This window comes from Nitrosophilus kaiyonis (assembly GCF_027943725.1).
Lineage (GTDB): Bacteria > Campylobacterota > Campylobacteria > Campylobacterales > Nitratiruptoraceae > Nitrosophilus_A > Nitrosophilus_A kaiyonis.
In genome coordinates this window covers 399,719-415,527 of record NZ_AP025696.1, presented here as the reverse complement: position 1 = coordinate 415,527, position 15,809 = coordinate 399,719, and the positions used below count along the sequence as shown (strand labels likewise).

General features: G+C 28.8%; 19 protein-coding genes. 15 read left to right on the top strand and 4 right to left on the bottom strand.

Features of this window, described 5'->3' with window-relative positions; translation table 11 throughout:
* Positions 1-3 precede the first annotated feature (3 nt).
* The 6 genes from QML81_RS02140 to amrA are packed head-to-tail and all read left to right on the top strand — an operon-like array spanning position 4 to position 3,753.
* Complete coding sequence (locus tag QML81_RS02140; protein ID WP_281951547.1) at positions 4-297, top strand: hypothetical protein; 294 nt, start codon at positions 4-6, stop codon at positions 295-297.
* 8 nt (positions 298-305) lie between these two features.
* Positions 306-656 carry an arsenate reductase (glutaredoxin) gene (gene arsC, locus QML81_RS02135; protein WP_281951546.1) on the top strand — a complete coding sequence of 117 codons (351 nt, stop codon included), beginning with the start codon at positions 306-308 and terminating at the stop codon, positions 654-656.
* A complete protein-coding gene (locus QML81_RS02130) occupies positions 643-1,383 on the top strand; it encodes a tRNA (5-methylaminomethyl-2-thiouridine)(34)-methyltransferase MnmD (RefSeq protein WP_281951545.1) in 741 nt (246 codons plus the stop codon). Before arsC ends, QML81_RS02130 begins: the two co-directional genes overlap by 14 nt.
* Positions 1,367-2,788 (top strand): cache domain-containing protein, encoded by a 1,422-nt coding sequence (locus tag QML81_RS02125; protein WP_281951544.1) that lies wholly within the window; start codon positions 1,367-1,369, stop codon positions 2,786-2,788. The genes QML81_RS02130 and QML81_RS02125 overlap by 17 nt, the downstream gene beginning before the upstream one ends.
* A gap of 6 nt (positions 2,789-2,794) precedes the next feature.
* Positions 2,795-3,172, top strand: a complete 378-nt coding sequence (locus QML81_RS02120) for a GGDEF domain-containing protein (RefSeq protein WP_345741152.1) — start codon at positions 2,795-2,797, stop codon at positions 3,170-3,172.
* 2 nt (positions 3,173-3,174) lie between these two features.
* A complete protein-coding gene (gene amrA / locus QML81_RS02115; protein WP_281951543.1) occupies positions 3,175-3,753 on the top strand; it encodes an AmmeMemoRadiSam system protein A in 579 nt (192 codons plus the stop codon).
* On the opposite strand, the gene QML81_RS02110 is transcribed toward amrA, so the two are convergent.
* The 3 genes from QML81_RS02110 to ribE form a co-directional block, all read right to left on the bottom strand.
* The gene (locus QML81_RS02110; RefSeq protein WP_281951542.1) at positions 3,746-4,039 is read right to left on the bottom strand and encodes a cupin domain-containing protein; all 294 of its coding nucleotides are present in this window, start codon (positions 4,037-4,039) and stop codon (positions 3,746-3,748) included. The genes amrA and QML81_RS02110 overlap by 8 nt on opposite strands.
* Positions 4,040-4,537, bottom strand: coding sequence for an RNA 2',3'-cyclic phosphodiesterase (gene thpR, locus QML81_RS02105; protein ID WP_281951541.1), 498 nt, complete (start codon positions 4,535-4,537; stop codon positions 4,040-4,042).
* Between the two features lie 80 nt (positions 4,538-4,617).
* Complete coding sequence (gene ribE, locus QML81_RS02100) at positions 4,618-5,226, bottom strand: riboflavin synthase (RefSeq protein ID WP_281951540.1); 609 nt, start codon at positions 5,224-5,226, stop codon at positions 4,618-4,620.
* 69 nt (positions 5,227-5,295) lie between these two features.
* On the opposite strand from ribE, the gene mnmG reads away from it, so the two are divergent.
* From mnmG to QML81_RS02055, 9 genes are all read left to right on the top strand, one after another.
* On the top strand, positions 5,296-7,170 hold the full coding sequence (gene mnmG, locus QML81_RS02095) for a tRNA uridine-5-carboxymethylaminomethyl(34) synthesis enzyme MnmG (protein WP_281951539.1): 1,875 nt from the start codon (positions 5,296-5,298) through the stop codon (positions 7,168-7,170).
* A 131-nt stretch (positions 7,171-7,301) separates the two neighbouring features.
* The gene (locus QML81_RS02090) at positions 7,302-8,174 is read left to right on the top strand and encodes a hypothetical protein (protein WP_281951538.1); all 873 of its coding nucleotides are present in this window, start codon (positions 7,302-7,304) and stop codon (positions 8,172-8,174) included.
* Between the two features lie 64 nt (positions 8,175-8,238).
* On the top strand, positions 8,239-8,742 hold the full coding sequence (locus tag QML81_RS02085; protein WP_281951537.1) for a Rieske 2Fe-2S domain-containing protein: 504 nt from the start codon (positions 8,239-8,241) through the stop codon (positions 8,740-8,742).
* A 10-nt stretch (positions 8,743-8,752) separates the two neighbouring features.
* Positions 8,753-10,009, top strand: coding sequence for a cytochrome b (locus tag QML81_RS02080; protein ID WP_281951536.1), 1,257 nt, complete (start codon positions 8,753-8,755; stop codon positions 10,007-10,009).
* The gene (locus QML81_RS02075) at positions 10,006-10,932 is read left to right on the top strand and encodes a c-type cytochrome (protein WP_281951535.1); all 927 of its coding nucleotides are present in this window, start codon (positions 10,006-10,008) and stop codon (positions 10,930-10,932) included. Before QML81_RS02080 ends, QML81_RS02075 begins: the two co-directional genes overlap by 4 nt.
* Before the next feature lie 253 nt (positions 10,933-11,185).
* A complete protein-coding gene (gene moaA / locus QML81_RS02070; RefSeq protein ID WP_281951534.1) occupies positions 11,186-12,154 on the top strand; it encodes a GTP 3',8-cyclase MoaA in 969 nt (322 codons plus the stop codon).
* A 311-nt stretch (positions 12,155-12,465) separates the two neighbouring features.
* Positions 12,466-13,224 carry a 7-carboxy-7-deazaguanine synthase QueE gene (locus QML81_RS02065; protein ID WP_281951533.1) on the top strand — a complete coding sequence of 253 codons (759 nt, stop codon included), beginning with the start codon at positions 12,466-12,468 and terminating at the stop codon, positions 13,222-13,224.
* Between the two features lie 243 nt (positions 13,225-13,467).
* Positions 13,468-14,049: a 6-pyruvoyl trahydropterin synthase family protein gene (locus QML81_RS02060; RefSeq protein ID WP_281951532.1), complete on the top strand. Its 582-nt coding sequence runs from the start codon at positions 13,468-13,470 to the stop codon at positions 14,047-14,049.
* A gap of 10 nt (positions 14,050-14,059) precedes the next feature.
* Entirely contained in the window at positions 14,060-14,545 is a 486-nt protein-coding gene (locus tag QML81_RS02055; protein ID WP_281951531.1) for a c-type cytochrome, read from the top strand.
* 25 nt (positions 14,546-14,570) lie between these two features.
* Here the strand turns inward: QML81_RS02055 and QML81_RS02050 are convergent, their stop codons facing one another.
* Positions 14,571-15,797, bottom strand: coding sequence for a molybdopterin molybdotransferase MoeA (locus tag QML81_RS02050; protein ID WP_281951530.1), 1,227 nt, complete (start codon positions 15,795-15,797; stop codon positions 14,571-14,573).
* Positions 15,798-15,809: the final 12 nt, after the last annotated feature.

The following is a 15,809-nucleotide window of genomic DNA, read 5'->3' as shown; positions in this document are numbered from 1 at the left end:
AATATGTTAGTTGTTATACCAGTTGATAAGAGTGATATAGAAGAGGCTAAGATAGTATCAATTAATAAAGCTAAAAGTTTTGCATTTATTGATACAGAAAGTGGCAAAATAAAAGATTATCAATTTAAAGATAGTTTTGAAAATGAGATGTTTGATTATATTATAGTTAACAGTAAAAATGAAGAGCTTGAGGATGTTTTTGAGCTTGGAGCGCGTGCACTTTTAGCAAGAGAAAATATGTATATAGAAGATATTATAGAAGCTTTAATGTTTGCAGAGCTTGATGAAATATTGTGAGGTGAAATATGGCAAAATACATTTTGTGGCATAATCCAAGATGTGCAAAAAGTAGAGAAGGATTTAAAATTTTAGAAGGTTTAGATGTAGAGGTTAGAAAATATTTAGATAATCCTCCAACTTGTGAAGAGTTACAAGAGGTATTGAAAAAATTAAATATGAAGCCAAGCGAATTGGTAAGAAAAAAAGAGAAACTTTTTCGTGAACTTGGACTCAAAGATGCTGACGAAGAGACAATTTTAAAGGCTATGTGCGAACATCCAAAACTAATTGAAAGGCCAATATTGATAAAAGGCGATAAAGCTGTTTTAGGTAGACCACCTGAAAAATTTAAAGAGCTTATTGATGAAAATAGTTAAAAGTTTAGATGGAACTTTTACAGCATACAGTGAAAATTTTGATGAGTGCTACCATAATATAAAAGATGGTGCACTTAGTGAATCATTAAAAAAGCATGTTGAAGTTGCATTTAAATTTTTTGAAAAAAAAGATGATATAACGATTTTAGATATATGTTTTGGTCTTGGTTACAACACTTTTTCTACTCTTTATTATCTAAAAAAAGAAAATATTAATAAAAAAATTCACATTATCTCTCCTGAAATGGATAAAGAACTGGTTCAATCATTAAAAAATTTTTCCTATCCAAAAGAGTTTGATTTTTTGAAAGATATTATTGAAAAAATAAGCAATGATTTTTATTATGAAGATGAAAATATTAAGATTGAAGTTAAAATAGGTAATGCAAGAGATATAATAAAAAAAATTGATAAAAAAATTGATATCGTTTATCAAGATCCATTTAGTCCTAAAAAAAATCCACTTTTATGGACGGTCGAATATTTTAAAGATATTTCAAAAATTTTAGATTATAATGCTCTTATAACAACATACTCTATTGCAACGCCAGTTAGACTTGCACTTTATGAAGCTGGATTTAGGGTATATGAAAGAGAAATAGAAGGGTTAAAAAAGCAGACTATTGCTTCTTTTAAATCTCTTCCTTTCAAAGAGATAAATATGAAAGAGAAAAAAAGAAGAAGCAGTTCTCAACCTTTAAGAGATAAAGATGTTAAAAAGATATAGTTTCTTATTTATACTTTTTACTATTTTTATAATTTTTGGATATGAAAATTTAAATAGTTTTACAAAAAACTTTGTAATCAACTCTTTTAGAACTGCAACAAAAGAGTTTGAAAACGAGATAGATAATAAATTAAAAAGTACCATGGCAATTAGCCTGACTTTAGCTAATGATCCACATTTATATGAAATTTTTAAAAATAAAAATTCTTTTCTAAATAAAATCAAAACTTTACCATCTCTTTATAAAAAATATACAAATTATAAAAATATATGGATTCAAATTTTTGATAAAAATGGTATCTCTATTTACAGAAGCTGGTCTAAAAGAAAAGGAGATAATCTATCTAATTGCAGAGATGATATAAAATATCTAATTGAAAATCCAAAATATTTAAAAACTATCTCTATTTGTAAATACACAATAGGTTTAAATGCTATCTCTCCTATTTATGAAAACAAAAAACTTCTTGGTTTTGTAGAGACAATTAGCCATTTTAACTCAATTGAAAAAAATATGAAAAAACTTGGATATGAAATAGTAATATTAGCCGATAAAAAATATAAAAACAGATTCAAATATCCAATATCAAAAAAATTTATTGATGGATATTATATTGCAAATTTTAATATAGATAATAATATTTTAAATACTATAAAAAATACAGATATTGAAAAAATTATAAAAAGTAGAAATTTTATAAAGAGCGAAAAATATTATATTTATAGCTATCCTATTAAAGATTTTCAAAAAAATATTGTAGGATGGGCTATTTTTTTAAAAGACAAAAATGATATTAAATCTGCTCTTTATCAAAATAGTATTTTTTTAAGAATTTTTATATTTTTTGCTGTTATTACAATTTTCATTGCTTTAATAATATTTATATATTCAAAAGATAAAGAGAGAGCATTAAAAGAGAGAAATATATACTACTTTAATATATTAGATTCTTTGCAAGAGATAATAATTTTAACAGATGGTAAAAAAATTAAATATGCAAATAGAAGATTTTTTGACTATTTTAAAGATTATAAAAATATTGAAGATTTTACCAAAAAACATAAATGCATATGTGATTTTTTTGTTGAGGAAGAAGGCTTTTTACCATCTAAAATTAATAATAAAAATTGGATAGATATTTTAATAGAAAATATAAATAGACCATATAAAGTAAAAATCGCTTATAACAATAAAAATTTTATTTTTTTAGTAAAAGCTTCAAAAATTAAAGAGAATGAATATGCAGTTATTTTTATAGATATTACAAAAAATTATAATTATGAACAAAAACTTCAAGAGATGGCAATAAAAGATAAATTAACAAACCTTTATAATAGGACTTTTTTTGAAAAAATTTCTAAAGAGCAAATAAAGATTGCTAAAGAAGAGAAAGAAGATTTATAGTTTGCCATTTTAGATATAGATAATTTTAAAAATATAAATGATACATATGGTCATCAAATAGGAGATATGGTTTTAAAAGAGTTTTCAAAAGTTTTAAAACATTCATTAAGAGGAAATGATCTTGTTTTTAGAATTGGTGGTGAAGAGTTTGCTATTATATTTTTAGGGCTTTCTAAAGATATAGTAGAAAATATTTTAAATAGAATCAAAGAAAACATTAAAAGGAAAAAATTTGATATTTTAAATAAATCAATTACTTTTAGTGCAGGAGTTGCAAAGCTAAAAGAAGAAGATGATTTTAAATCAATTTTTTCAAGAGCAGATAAACTGCTTTATGAAGCTAAAAAGAGTGGTAAAGATAAAATATTTTTAGAAAAGGAATAGTTATGGAAGAAAATCTAAAAAGAACTCTTTTAAATATTGCAAGAATTGCAATAAAAGAGGAATTTATTGGACACAAAGAGTTAAATGAGGATGTCAAAAAAAGACTTATTGATATGTTTCCTGAATTAAAAAAACCAGGTGCTGTATTTGTAACAATAAATGAAAGAAGCTCTCTTAGAGGATGTATCGGCTCTCTTGTGGCATATAGACCTTTAATTGATGATGTTATAGAAAATGCAAAGGCAGCAGCTTTTAGTGATCCAAGATTTCCTCCATTAGCTCCTGATGAATTTGACAAAATATCTATAGAGATATCTGTTTTAAGCGAGCCAAAACCTCTTGAATATAAAGATATTCAAGATTTAAAGAGCAAAATTAGGCCAAATATTGATGGTGTTGTTTTAAAATTGGATGGATATCAAGCAACTTTTTTACCACAAGTTTGGGAGGAATTGAGTGATTTTGATCAGTTTTTTGCACATCTATGTTTAAAAGCTGGCCTTAGACCAAACTGTTTAGAACTTCATCCTGAAATTTTTACATATCAAGTGGAAAAATTTAGTGAAGAGGATTTTAAATAAAATGAATTGCAAGCCAAAGAGTGCCTTCTTTGGTTTTTAGTAGTTTATGAGGAGTATTTGAAGGAATAAAAATATATTCGCCTTTTTTTATATTATATTTTTTATTATTCATTTCTATTTCAGCTTCACCCTTTAATAAAATCACCCATTCATTCTCTTTTTGCAAAAACTCTTTAGGTGTATCAATATTACTTGATACTATTCTTTGAATTTTTATATTTTTATTTTCAAATAAAGTGTCAAAATTTTCATCAATTATTGGTGTTTCGTAATCAAAAAAATTCATTTAAAACTCTTTTATTATAGAATATTTAGGACCTTTTGGTGTGAGTTCACTTTTAATTAGAGCTAACTTTAAATGAAGAACACCAAGTTTTCTATTTTTATATTTTTCAACCATTTCCAAAAATTTTTTTATTCCTTTTACTTTTTTTATTCTAATTAAAGTAATATGAGAGATAAAATTATCATCTATATCAAGATGTAGTTTTTTACATAATTTTTCATATAGCTTTTTTATCTCTTTATCATTTATATTTGCATATAAAATTTTTGGAGGTCTTCCAAAATATCCTAATCCTCTTATATTGATACTCTTTTTTTTAAATTTAATATCTTTTAATTTTAAAATAATCTCTTTTGGATCTTCTACATTTCCCAAAAATATATAGGTTAAATGAATATTTTCATCTTCTACCCATTTCCCTTCAATAATATTTGAAAAATCTTTTTTTATATTTTCAAACCCTTCAATTTTTGCAAAAGTTCCAAGAAAAAGTCGCATCTGTTTCCTTTTGTAATTTGGAATTAGGAATTAGTGTTTTTATATATCTTTTACTAATTCCTAATTACCAATTCCTAATATCAAAAAATAGCCTGTATTCTCTCAATCTCTTCCCAACTAATTTTTTTCTCTTTTTTAAACATATAATATAGATATCTAGCAAACATATCTGTTTCAATATTTACTCTTCTTTTTATTTTATATTTTCCAAAAAGAGTCTCTTTCATTGTTAATGGAATAATTGTTAATCTAAAACTATCTTCAAAAACATCATTTACAGTCAAGCTTACTCCATCGACTGCTATACTTCCTTTTGGTATTACAAATTTTATATAACTTTTTGGTATTTTTATATAAAAATCGTATGAATTAATTTTTTTTTCAATTTTTTCTATTACGCCAACACAATCGATATGACCTTGAACAATATGTCCTTCTAATCTATCGCTAAGTTTCATAGCTGGTTCAATATGAACTAAATCTTTATAATTTTCTAAAGCAACGATCTTTCTTGTTTCATCACTAACTTCAACTTCAAATCCATTATCAAAAATTTTAGTTACACTTAAACATGCTCCATTTATAGCTATAGAGTCACCTAAATTTGGTCTATATTTTGCTTTTAATCTTAAAAATTTACCATTAAAACTTTCAACTTTTGCAATCTCTCTTATAAGTCCTGTGAACATTTTATACCTTGATTTTTATCTTTAACTATTGTATAAATAGCATAAAATTATAGCCTAAAGAGGATTGAAATGAAATATGATGTAATTGTTATTGGAGGTGGACACGCCGGTATTGAAGCCAGTTTAGCTGCTGCAAGAATGGGGCTGAAAACATTAATGATAACAATTTTAGCTGAACAAATTGGTGCTGCGAGTTGTAACCCAGCTATTGGAGGTCTTGCAAAAGGGCATCTTGTAAAAGAGATAGATGCTCTTGGTGGGCAGATGGGGCTTACAACTGATAAAACAGGTATTCAATTTAGAATATTAAATGCTTCAAAAGGGCCCGCAGTTAGAGGAAGCAGGGCTCAAATTGATATGGATAGATATAGAATTTATATGAGAACAGTTGTTTTAAATACTCCAAATCTTGAAGTTTCTCAAGAGATGGTTGATGAAATTTTGGTAAAAAATTCAAAAGTTATAGGAGTTTTAACAAATCTTAAAAATGTATATCATGCAAAAAAAGTTATTGTAACAACAGGAACATTTTTAAAGGGGCTTGTTCATATAGGTGAGATAAAGCAAGAGGCTGGACGAGCAGGTGAGTTTCCATCAAAAAAACTTAGTGAATGTTTAAAAAGTTTTGGTTTAAAAATGGGAAGGCTTAAAACAGGGACTTGTGCAAGAATCGATGCAAAAAGTATAGATTTTTCAAAAATGGAGATTCAAAGTGGAGATGAAAATCCAATCCCATTTAGTTTTAGGACTGATAGAAAAAATTTTAATCCTACACAGCTTCCTTGTTATGTAACATATACAAATGAAAGAACTCACGAAATAATTGAGTCAAATTTTAGTAGAGCCCCTCTTTTCACAGGTCAAATTGAAGGAGTGGGGCCAAGATATTGTCCAAGCATTGAGGATAAAATATATAGATTTAGGGATAAAGAGAGACACCATATTTTTGTTGAGCCTCAAACATTAGAGGCAACAGAATATTATATAAATGGAATGAGTACTTCTTTGCCCCCAGATGTTCAAAGGGATATGATAAGAAGTGTAAAAGGTTTAGAAAAAGCTGAAATTGTAAGATATGGATATGCAATAGAGTATGACTGGGTTGATCCAACTGAACTTAAACACACATTAGAAACTAAAAAAATTGAGGGCCTCTATTTAGCAGGTCAGATAAATGGAACAACTGGATATGAAGAAGCAGCTGCACAAGGGCTTATGGCTGGAATAAATGCAAGTTTGGCTATAAAAGAAAAAGAGCCACTTATTCTAAGAAGAGATGAAGCATATATTGGGGTTTTAATTGATGATTTGGTAACAAAAGGTACAAAAGAGCCTTATAGAATGTTTACAAGTAGAGCAGAATACAGACTTTTATTAAGAGAAGATAATGCAGATTTAAGACTTATGCACTATGGTCATAAAATAGGACTTATTGATGAAGATACATACTCTAAAATGCTAAAGAAAAAAGAGGAAATTGAAAAAGGTTTAAAATATTTAGAAGAAAACTATTTAACTCCAACTAAAGAGACTCTGAAATTTTTAGAAAGTATAAGCGAAGAAAAAATTACAGATAAAACAAGTTTGAAAAATATTGCATCAAGAAGTAGTTTTACTATAGAAAAGTTAGAAAAATTGGCTCCAATTATAAAAGATTTTAGCCCTGAAGCTAAAGAGCAGATATTAATTGAATCAAAATATCATCAATATATTCAAAAGCAAAAAAGCCAAATTGATAGAATGAAAGAGTTAATGAATATAAAAATCCCACAAGATTTAGATATAGATAGTATTAGTGGTTTATCAAATGAGGTAAAAGAAAAACTTAAAAAATTTAAACCTCCAACACTATTTGCAGCAAGTGAAATAAGTGGAATAACACCAGCTGCTATAGAGATACTTCATATTTACATTAAGATGAGAGAAAAGAAGAAGAGTAGTTAGTGAGAAAAAGGTAATTGGTATATTGGTTATTAGTTATTGGTAAAAAATTATATATCTAATATACCAATACACTAATAACTAATACACCAATATCTAATGACTAATGTCAAAAAAACATTTAAAGGAATTTTATGAATCTATATTTTTATGCAAAAACGGGGCATAGAATAGGTCTTGATAGATTAAGAAGAACAGTTGCATTAATGAAAGAGTTTGATGAATATAATCCTCTTTTAATGGTTCAAGATTTTAGAGCAGCAAGTTATGCAAAAAGTGATTTAGGAGTTAAAAGAAGCGTAGGTATAGATGATGTAAGAAATATGGCGAATATATGCCAAAGGGGAGATATTATTATTTTTGATAGTGATGAATATAATGATTTGATGCATCAAGATATGATAGATTTTTTTGGAAAATTTATAAGAATTAGCGATAATCCTAAAGATAAACCAAAAAAAGGAGAGATTTTAATATCTCCTTATCTAAAAGGAGAAAATATAATAAACTCTATTCTTGTTGATAAAAAATATTTTGGAGATTTTGAAAAAAATATTGATAAAACCTTCTTTTTTGGTGATGATGATTATGAAAAAGATTTACTTAAGGTTTCAAATATATTTGAAGATTTAAATATGAATTTATTAGAAGGTTTTTATTTTTTTATAAATTACTCTGATGAATTAAAAAAATATTATAAAAATATATTTGAGATTGAAGATTATGAAGAAGTGATAAAAAAAACTAAACTATTTATATCTTCATCTGCTCAGAGTTCTTTAGAAGCAATAGCATCTGGTGCAGATGTTATATATATTCAAAGAGAAGACAAAGATTCAAATTTAATTCCTCTTTTTTCTTCCTTAGGTGTAAAAGTTATTGAAAAATTTGATAAAAATCTTGTAAAAAATGCAATAGAAACTGAATTTATTCTTAATAAAAATATTTTATATGAAAAAAATGTGACAATTACTGCAACAAATTTGAAAAATAATCTTTTTTTATGATTTTTTAATTTCTATTATATTAGAATAAGCTCGACTATTTAATTAAAAAATGAAAGGACGTCATATGGCAGATCAAAAAAGACGCGACTTTTTAGGAATGGTCTTTGGTGGGTTTGCAGCTGCTGGTGGAGTTGCAGCTCTTTATGCCATGAAAAGAACTTGGGATCCATTACCAAGTGTTATGGCAGCAGGATTTACTACAGTTGATCTTTCACCAATGAAACCAGGTGAATTTAGAACTGTTACTTGGAGAGGTAAACCTATTTTTATACTAAAAAAAGATCATACTGATCTAAAAAAGTGTGATAATGCAGATGTGAAAGTAGGCGAAGGCGACTATTTGGTAAGAATTGGCCTATGTACACACCTAGGATGTATTCCTGCTTGGGAACCTGATAAAAAGATATTCAAATGTGCTTGCCACGGTGGTGAATTTGATGCTTGTGGGACTAATACATTTGGACCTCCTCCAAGACCTTTTGATATTCCTCCATTTAAGATAGAAGGAACTAAGTTGGTATTGGGAGAAGAGGGACCTGAGTATAAAAAATTAGTTGGTAAAGCGTAAGGAGCAAGATATGGCACATTTTGAAAAGGCGAATAGCATAGGAGAATGGTTAGACCAAAGACTTGCTACCAAAACTCTTTGGAAAGTTTTGGCTGCTGAGTATTGGGTACCAAAAAATATCAATTTTCTTTGGGCAATGGGTGTTGTATTGATGACAATGTTCACTATACTTGTTATCAGTGGTATTTTTCTTTTAATGTATTATAAGCCAGATACAAAGCTTGCATTTGATAGTGTAAACTATACTATTATGCAAGAGGTATGGTATGGATGGCTTTGGAGACACATGCATGGTGTTGCAGCCTCTGTTGTATTTTTAGTTATTTATATACATATGTTTACAGGTATATATTATGGCTCGTATAAAAGGGGCCGTGAAATGATATGGATTTCAGGTATGCTACTTTTTGTGACTTTTTCTGCTGAAGCTTTCAGTGGTTATATGCTTCCTTGGGGACAAATGAGTTACTGGGCAGCTCAAGTTATTACAAACCTATTTGGTGGTATTCCTTTTATTGGTGATGAACTAGTAATCTGGATTAGAGGTAACTTTTATGTTGCAGATGCAACATTAACTAGATTTTTTATGCTCCATGTATTATTATTGCCATTAATTATTATGATGATAATTGGTCTTCACTTTTATTCATTAAGAATTCCTCATGTTAATAACCAAGAGGGTGAAGATATAGATTTTGACGCAGAAGCAGAAAAATATAAAGCTGGAAGAAAAGCTGAATCAAAAGTTATACCATTTTGGCCAGTTTTTATTAGTAAAGACCTTTTTGTAGTTGGTGTATTTATGATTTTCTATTTTTATCTTGTTTTTTATCATTACAATTTTGCAATGGACCCAATTAACTTTGATCCAGCAAATCCAATGAAAACTCCACCACATATCTATCCAGAATGGTATTTCTTATGGAGTTATGAGGTTCTTAGAGGATTTTTCTTTGATGTAGGGCCACTTTCTGCAATGGATATTGGTCTTATGGCATTTGGAATTGCAAATGTTATATTCTTTTTAATGCCTTGGTTAGATAGAAGTGATGTTGTAGCCCCAGCTCATAAAAGAGGTGCATTTAATATTTGGTTTTGGATTCTTTTAGTGGATATGATTGTTCTTACTATCTGGGGAAAACTCCCTCCAACAGGTGCAAATGCTTGGATAGGCTTTTTTGCATCTATTACATTTTTAATTCTTTTATTGATAGTTCTTCCTATCATTACAAAAAGGGAAGCTAAGAGAGCAGGAGGTGTGCTATGAGAGAGATTAAAATATTAATTGTTGTAGTTATATTTACTCTTATAACATATTGGGGAGTAGAACCATTTGCACATTCTCAAATGCATGCACACCATGAGCCTGCTACTTTTAAATATGAAGATCTTCCTGCTCTAGCTAAAAAAGGAAATGCACAAAAGGGTGCAGAGGTTTTTATGAATGCTGGATGTGTAGGATGTCACTCTGTAAAATCTCAAGGAATGCCTGCTCCAATGGATCCTGTTGCAGCTAGTGCTAGCTATGGTGTTAATCCACCAGATTTAAGTACAGCAGGAGCATTGTATGATGAGAAATTTCTTGCAGCAATTATAAAAAATCCAGCTCATGCTATGAAACTTACACATAAATTTAATGACAAAAGACCTTTTCCAATGCCTAACTTTTATGGAACTGGTGGTGATTTAGAACAAGAGGTTGCTGATATAGTTGCTTATCTAAAATCTATTGCACCAAAAGAAGTGAGTGCAAAAGAAGCATTTGTTAACGCTTGTGGTAGATGCCACGATATGAAATATGATAATTGGTATGTAATTGGTGAAAAGCCTAAAATGGATACAGAACTTCAAAAAGCTGAATTTAATAAAAAACATGCTGAATATCAGGCTAATCTTAAAAAATATCTTGGTACTAATCCACCAGATTTAAGCATGTATATAAGATCAAGAGGCCATGAATATATTAGAGATTTTGTAGAAGATCCTCAAAAAATTCTTCATGGAACAGCAATGCCAAGAGTTGGTTTGACTGAAGCTTCAACTCATAAAGTTATTGAATACATGGAAAAAGTTGGAGATAGAAAAAAAGATAAAAGAAACTCTCTTGGACCGTGGATTCTTCTTTATTTTGTTATCTTTTCTCTTCTTGCTTATGCATGGAAAAAGAAAATCTGGAGAGATTTACATTAATAATTTCGAGAGGCTTTTGCCTCTTGAATTTAAAAATTTGACCTACTTCATTTACTCACCTTCTTCTTTTAGGTAAAATCTTGTATTATTAGATTTAAGTGTTAAGAGCTAAGAATTAAATAAATAAAAAGTGATAACTGTGAAGCAGAGAAGCTGTGAAGTGGCTAATATTCAATTTAATTTAACTCTTAATTCTTAATACTTAAATCTTAATTCTTAATTCTTAATCCTTAACTCTAAAAAAGAGGTAGATATGCTAATTGATGGACATGGAAGAGAAGTTAACTATTTAAGAGTATCTTTGACTGAGAGATGCAATTTTAGATGTCAATATTGTATGCCAGAAAAACCGTTTTCATGGGTTCCAAAAGAAAATCTTCTAAGTTTTGAAGATCTTTTTAAATTTATAAAAGCTGCTATTGATGAGGGAATCACAAAGATAAGATTAACTGGTGGAGAGCCAACATTAAGAGCAGATTTAGATAAATTTATAAAGATGATATATGATTATAAAAATGATATAGATTTAGCTATGACAACTAATGGATATCTATTAAAATCTATTGCAAAAGATTTAAAAGAAGCAGGTCTTAAAAGATTAAATATCTCTCTTGATAGTCTAAAGCCAGAGGTTGCAGCTAAAATTGCTGGAAAAGATGTTTTACGAAATGTTCTGGATGGAATTGAAGAGGCTTTAAAAGTTGGATTAAAAGTAAAAATAAATATGGTTCCATTAAAAGGTGTTAATGAGGATGAGATAGTTGATATTTTGGATTTTTGTAAAGATAGAGGTATGCAGGTAAGGTTTATAGAGTATATGGAAAATGTCCATGCCCATAGTAGTTTAAAAGGTATGCAGGGAAAAGAGATATTAAATAAGATTAAAGAGAAATATGAAATTGAAAAAATTGGCAGAAAAGGCAGCTCACCTGCATTTTTATACAAAATAAAAAATGAAGATTACATTTTTGGACTTATAGATCCTCATAAACACGATTTTTGCGAAACATGTAATCGAATTAGACTTACCGCTGAAGGATATTTGATTCCTTGTTTATATTTTGATGAAGCTATGAGTATCAAAGATGCAGTTCAAGCAGGAGATATAGACAGAGCAGTTGAAATTTTAAAAGAAGTTTTAAGAAATAAACCAAAAGAGAATCGCTGGAGTGAAGAAGAGAGTGAAGCTTCAAATAGGGCTTTTTATGAGACAGGGGGATGATTTTTAATTAGTAATTTGTAATTTGGAATTGGTAATTTAATGTTCTGAAAAATTATCAAATTTCACTTAGGCGAGTTGAAATTTTTAGTTTACTAACGCTTAAAAATTTTATTAAAAAGTGCAAACGCAAGCGCCCTTACGGGTGAGTGCACTTTTTTGGCCTAAAGGCCAACATAAAATTTTCTAGGTGTCCGAGCCGAAGGCGACAACCCCGCAGCAAAGCGAGGACAAAATACAAAGCCTTCGTTCAATTTGTAATTTTTTAAGGTCTTAATGACTAATGACTAATGTATTACATCAAAAGGAAATAAATGCTGTATCTTGTCGAACACTTCTATAGTATACAAGGAGAGGGTAAATTTGTTGGAACACCAAGTATATTTTTCCGATTTGGTGGATGTAATTTAAAATGCCCATCTTTTGGTGAATATTTTGTAAAGGGTAAAATTGTATATGGATGTGATACTATTAGAGCTGTTAAAAGAGATTTGTTTCAAAAAGAGTGGAAAGAGATTAAAGATTATAAAGAGTTAATAGAAATTTTAAATGATTATTTAGAAAATTTAGATTTTAAACCTCATATTGTTTTAACTGGTGGAGAGCCCCTGCTTTATGCAACAGATAAGTCATTTTATGAATTTGTTAAATATTTAATAGAAAATGGTTTTATAGTTACAATTGAGACAAATACAACTATAGAAATAGATTTTGAAAAATATAGTGCATATAAAGATGTTATTTTTGCAATGGCGGTAAAATTAAGTAACTGTGGCGATCCTTATGAAAAAAGAGTCAATAAAAAAGCAATTGATAAAATTGTAAAAAATACAAAATTCTCTTTTTTTAAATTTACTCTTGATAGAGGATTGATTGAAACTCGTGCCATTGATGAAATAGTTGATATTGTAGAACCTTATCCTGAAGTTGAAATTTTTTGTATGCCTCTTGGAGATAAAATCGATATTTTAAAAAAGCATGATAAAGCTGTTGCTGAATTTTGTTTAATATATGGATTTATTTATAGTGACAGACTTCATGTTAGACTTTGGAATAGGGAGATAAGAAGGTAAGTGAGCGAGGGCAAAGCGAAGCTTTAGAACGATAACTGCTTATCGTTAGTGCCCGAGCGAAAGCCTTGAGTATATGTGAGTCCGAAAAACAAGGTTTTTCGTGCCGAACATACGAGAGGCTGGTTTACCTTGAAGCAAACGAAGTTGAGCAAAGCGAAACAAGTTTGCGGTTAGATTTGGGTGGTAAGGTGGTAAGGGAGGAAGATGAGAAGTTTTAATTTCCAATGTTAAAAAGAGGAAAAGATGATAATAAGAAAACTATTTAAGTTTGAAAATGCCCATATTGTTAGAAATTGTATATCAAAAAGATGTTCCCAAAGTATTCATGGGCATTCATATAAAGTGGAGCTTTTTTTTAAATCAGACACTCTTGATAGAGGGCAGATGGTTTATGATTTTGGACTTACAAAACTTACAATAAAAGAGTTAATTGATTCATTTGATCATGCTATTACATTATGGAGTAAAGATAATCCTGAATATTTAAAGGATATGAAAAAATGGAGTAGAAGATGGATAGAGATTCCAGTAAATCCAAGTGCAGAGCAGTTTGCTAGAATTTTTTTTGTTATGGTTGATCATGTATTAAATCAAACTATTATGGTAAATGAAGAAAAAAATGTTACAATAGATAGTGTAATCGTTCATGAAACAGATACCGGTTATGCAAAATGTGATAGATTTGATGCATATAATGAAAAAATGATTCCAATTGATTTAAAAGAGATCATTTTTTCTGAAGGTATTAAAGAGGAGTGGACCGATAGTTTAATGTGGGATAAACTTTTAAAAGGTGAAATGTTTATTAATCCAAAAGAGATATAAAGGAGGGGAAATGAAAAAGTTTCTATTAATTTCAGTCGTAACAGCAGGTTTATTATTTGTAGGATGTGGCGAAAAGCCAAAAGAAGAGGCTAAAAAAAGTGTTGAGGTAAAAAAAGAGCAGGTTCAAAAGGTAGAAAAAAAGATTGAAAAGCCTAAAGAAGCACCTCAAGAAAAATCTGAAAAAGCCCAATCTCCAGTAGAAAAGGTTAAAGAAGATATTGAACAAAAGGTAGAAGAAACAAAAAAAGAGATTAATGCAGTATCTTTATATGCTAAATGCGCAGGATGTCATGGAAGCAAAGGTGAAAAAAAGGCTCTTGGTAAATCTGCTCCTATTGGTGGAATGGATAAAGCAAAACTTACTAAATTGATAAAAGGGTATAAAGAAGGCACTTTAAATCAATATGGTATGGGACCTCTTATGAAAGGTCAAGTTGGAAGCCTAAGTGATGAAGAGATAGAAGCTTTAAGTGAATATATTTCAAAACTAAAATAGTTGAGTAGTGAGTAGGTGGATTTACCTACTCACTATATGTATAAAAGTCTTTCAATTTATCAGTAAAAAAGTCAAATTTTATAGGTATAAATTTTACAAATCTATCTTTTTTTAAAACTTCAACATCTTTATCTAAAATGATATATCCATTTGATTCACTTAATGGGCTAACCATTCCAGGGCCTCTTTTTTTGGAAGGAGTAAAATATTCTCCATCAAAAAAGCCAGGTATTACAACATTTCTTCCGGGCTTATTTTTTAAATCTAGGCTCAATTTACATAATATAAAATTTTGAAAAACTCTATTTTTATGTGATAAGAGATTTATAATAAATCTTCCAAATATCTCAAAGTTTAATGCAGCAGCCAAAGGATTTCCCGGAAGATTTAGAAAAAAAGAGTTTTGAATTTTTCCGAAAGTTGTTGGTTTTCCAGGTTTTATTTCAACTTTATCAAAGAAAATCTCTCCCCCAAGTTCTAAAAATGACTCTTTTGTAAAATCAGCTTCTCCAACACTAACTCCACCACTTGTTATGATTAAGTCTTGATCTAATGAACTTAAGATAAGCTCTTTAATAGACTCTTTATTATCATCACATCTACCTAAAAAAGTTACTTCACATCCAAGTTCTTTTGCTCTTGTTAAAAATGTTGGAGTATTTGAATTATATATTTGATGAGGTTTTATTTTTTCAAAATGAAGTTTTAGCTCCTTCCCTGTAGCAAAAATACCTACTTTTACTTTTTTAAAAACTTCTATATGTGAATATCCTTGGCTTGCAAGAACTCCTATTTTATATCCATCAAGAATATCTCCTTCTTTTATAATTAATTCATCTTTTTTAATATCTTCACCACTAAATCTTATATTTGCATATTTTTTTATATTTTTAGGAAGTAAAATTTTATTTTCTTTAATTATCTGTACATCTTCAAAAGGAACTATAGCTTCAGTGCCTTTTGGAATTTTTGCTCCAGTCATAATTTTGATAGCAAAGCCATTTTTAACTTCAATTTCACATATTTCTCCAGCAAGAACTGTTTTTATTACTTCTACCTCTTTGCCTGCATCATCAATTTTTATAGCATATCCATCCATAGCAGAATTATCAAATCTTGGAAGATTAAAATTTGCATAATAATCTTTTGCACAAACTCTTTTTTTTACAAATTCTATTGGCAAAACTTCAATTCTTTTTAAAAATTTTTGATTTTTAATGATTTTAAGTGCCTCATTTATAGTAACTTTCATTAGCTTCCTTTT

Bases quoted from the DNA above. Each gene is read 5' to 3' on its own strand.
- QML81_RS02090 (WP_281951538.1), top strand. From the start codon at position 7,302: ATGAATCTATATTTTTATGCAAAAACGGGGCATAGAATAGGTCTTGAT.
- QML81_RS02050 (WP_281951530.1), bottom strand. From the start codon at position 15,797: ATGAAAGTTACTATAAATGAGGCACTTAAAATCATTAAAAATCAAAAA.
- QML81_RS02110 (WP_281951542.1), bottom strand. From the start codon at position 4,039: ATGAATTTTTTTGATTACGAAACACCAATAATTGATGAAAATTTTGAC.
- mnmG (WP_281951539.1), top strand. From the start codon at position 5,296: ATGAAATATGATGTAATTGTTATTGGAGGTGGACACGCCGGTATTGAA.
- amrA (WP_281951543.1), top strand. From the start codon at position 3,175: ATGGAAGAAAATCTAAAAAGAACTCTTTTAAATATTGCAAGAATTGCA.
- ribE (WP_281951540.1), bottom strand. From the start codon at position 5,226: ATGTTCACAGGACTTATAAGAGAGATTGCAAAAGTTGAAAGTTTTAAT.
- QML81_RS02080 (WP_281951536.1), top strand. From the start codon at position 8,753: ATGGCACATTTTGAAAAGGCGAATAGCATAGGAGAATGGTTAGACCAA.
- QML81_RS02130 (WP_281951545.1), top strand. From the start codon at position 643: ATGAAAATAGTTAAAAGTTTAGATGGAACTTTTACAGCATACAGTGAA.
- QML81_RS02085 (WP_281951537.1), top strand. From the start codon at position 8,239: ATGGCAGATCAAAAAAGACGCGACTTTTTAGGAATGGTCTTTGGTGGG.
- QML81_RS02125 (WP_281951544.1), top strand. From the start codon at position 1,367: ATGTTAAAAAGATATAGTTTCTTATTTATACTTTTTACTATTTTTATA.
- QML81_RS02140 (WP_281951547.1), top strand. From the start codon at position 4: ATGTTAGTTGTTATACCAGTTGATAAGAGTGATATAGAAGAGGCTAAG.
- QML81_RS02060 (WP_281951532.1), top strand. From the start codon at position 13,468: ATGATAATAAGAAAACTATTTAAGTTTGAAAATGCCCATATTGTTAGA.
- QML81_RS02065 (WP_281951533.1), top strand. From the start codon at position 12,466: ATGCTGTATCTTGTCGAACACTTCTATAGTATACAAGGAGAGGGTAAA.
- QML81_RS02055 (WP_281951531.1), top strand. From the start codon at position 14,060: ATGAAAAAGTTTCTATTAATTTCAGTCGTAACAGCAGGTTTATTATTT.
- arsC (WP_281951546.1), top strand. From the start codon at position 306: ATGGCAAAATACATTTTGTGGCATAATCCAAGATGTGCAAAAAGTAGA.
- moaA (WP_281951534.1), top strand. From the start codon at position 11,186: ATGCTAATTGATGGACATGGAAGAGAAGTTAACTATTTAAGAGTATCT.
- QML81_RS02075 (WP_281951535.1), top strand. From the start codon at position 10,006: ATGAGAGAGATTAAAATATTAATTGTTGTAGTTATATTTACTCTTATA.
- thpR (WP_281951541.1), bottom strand. From the start codon at position 4,537: ATGCGACTTTTTCTTGGAACTTTTGCAAAAATTGAAGGGTTTGAAAAT.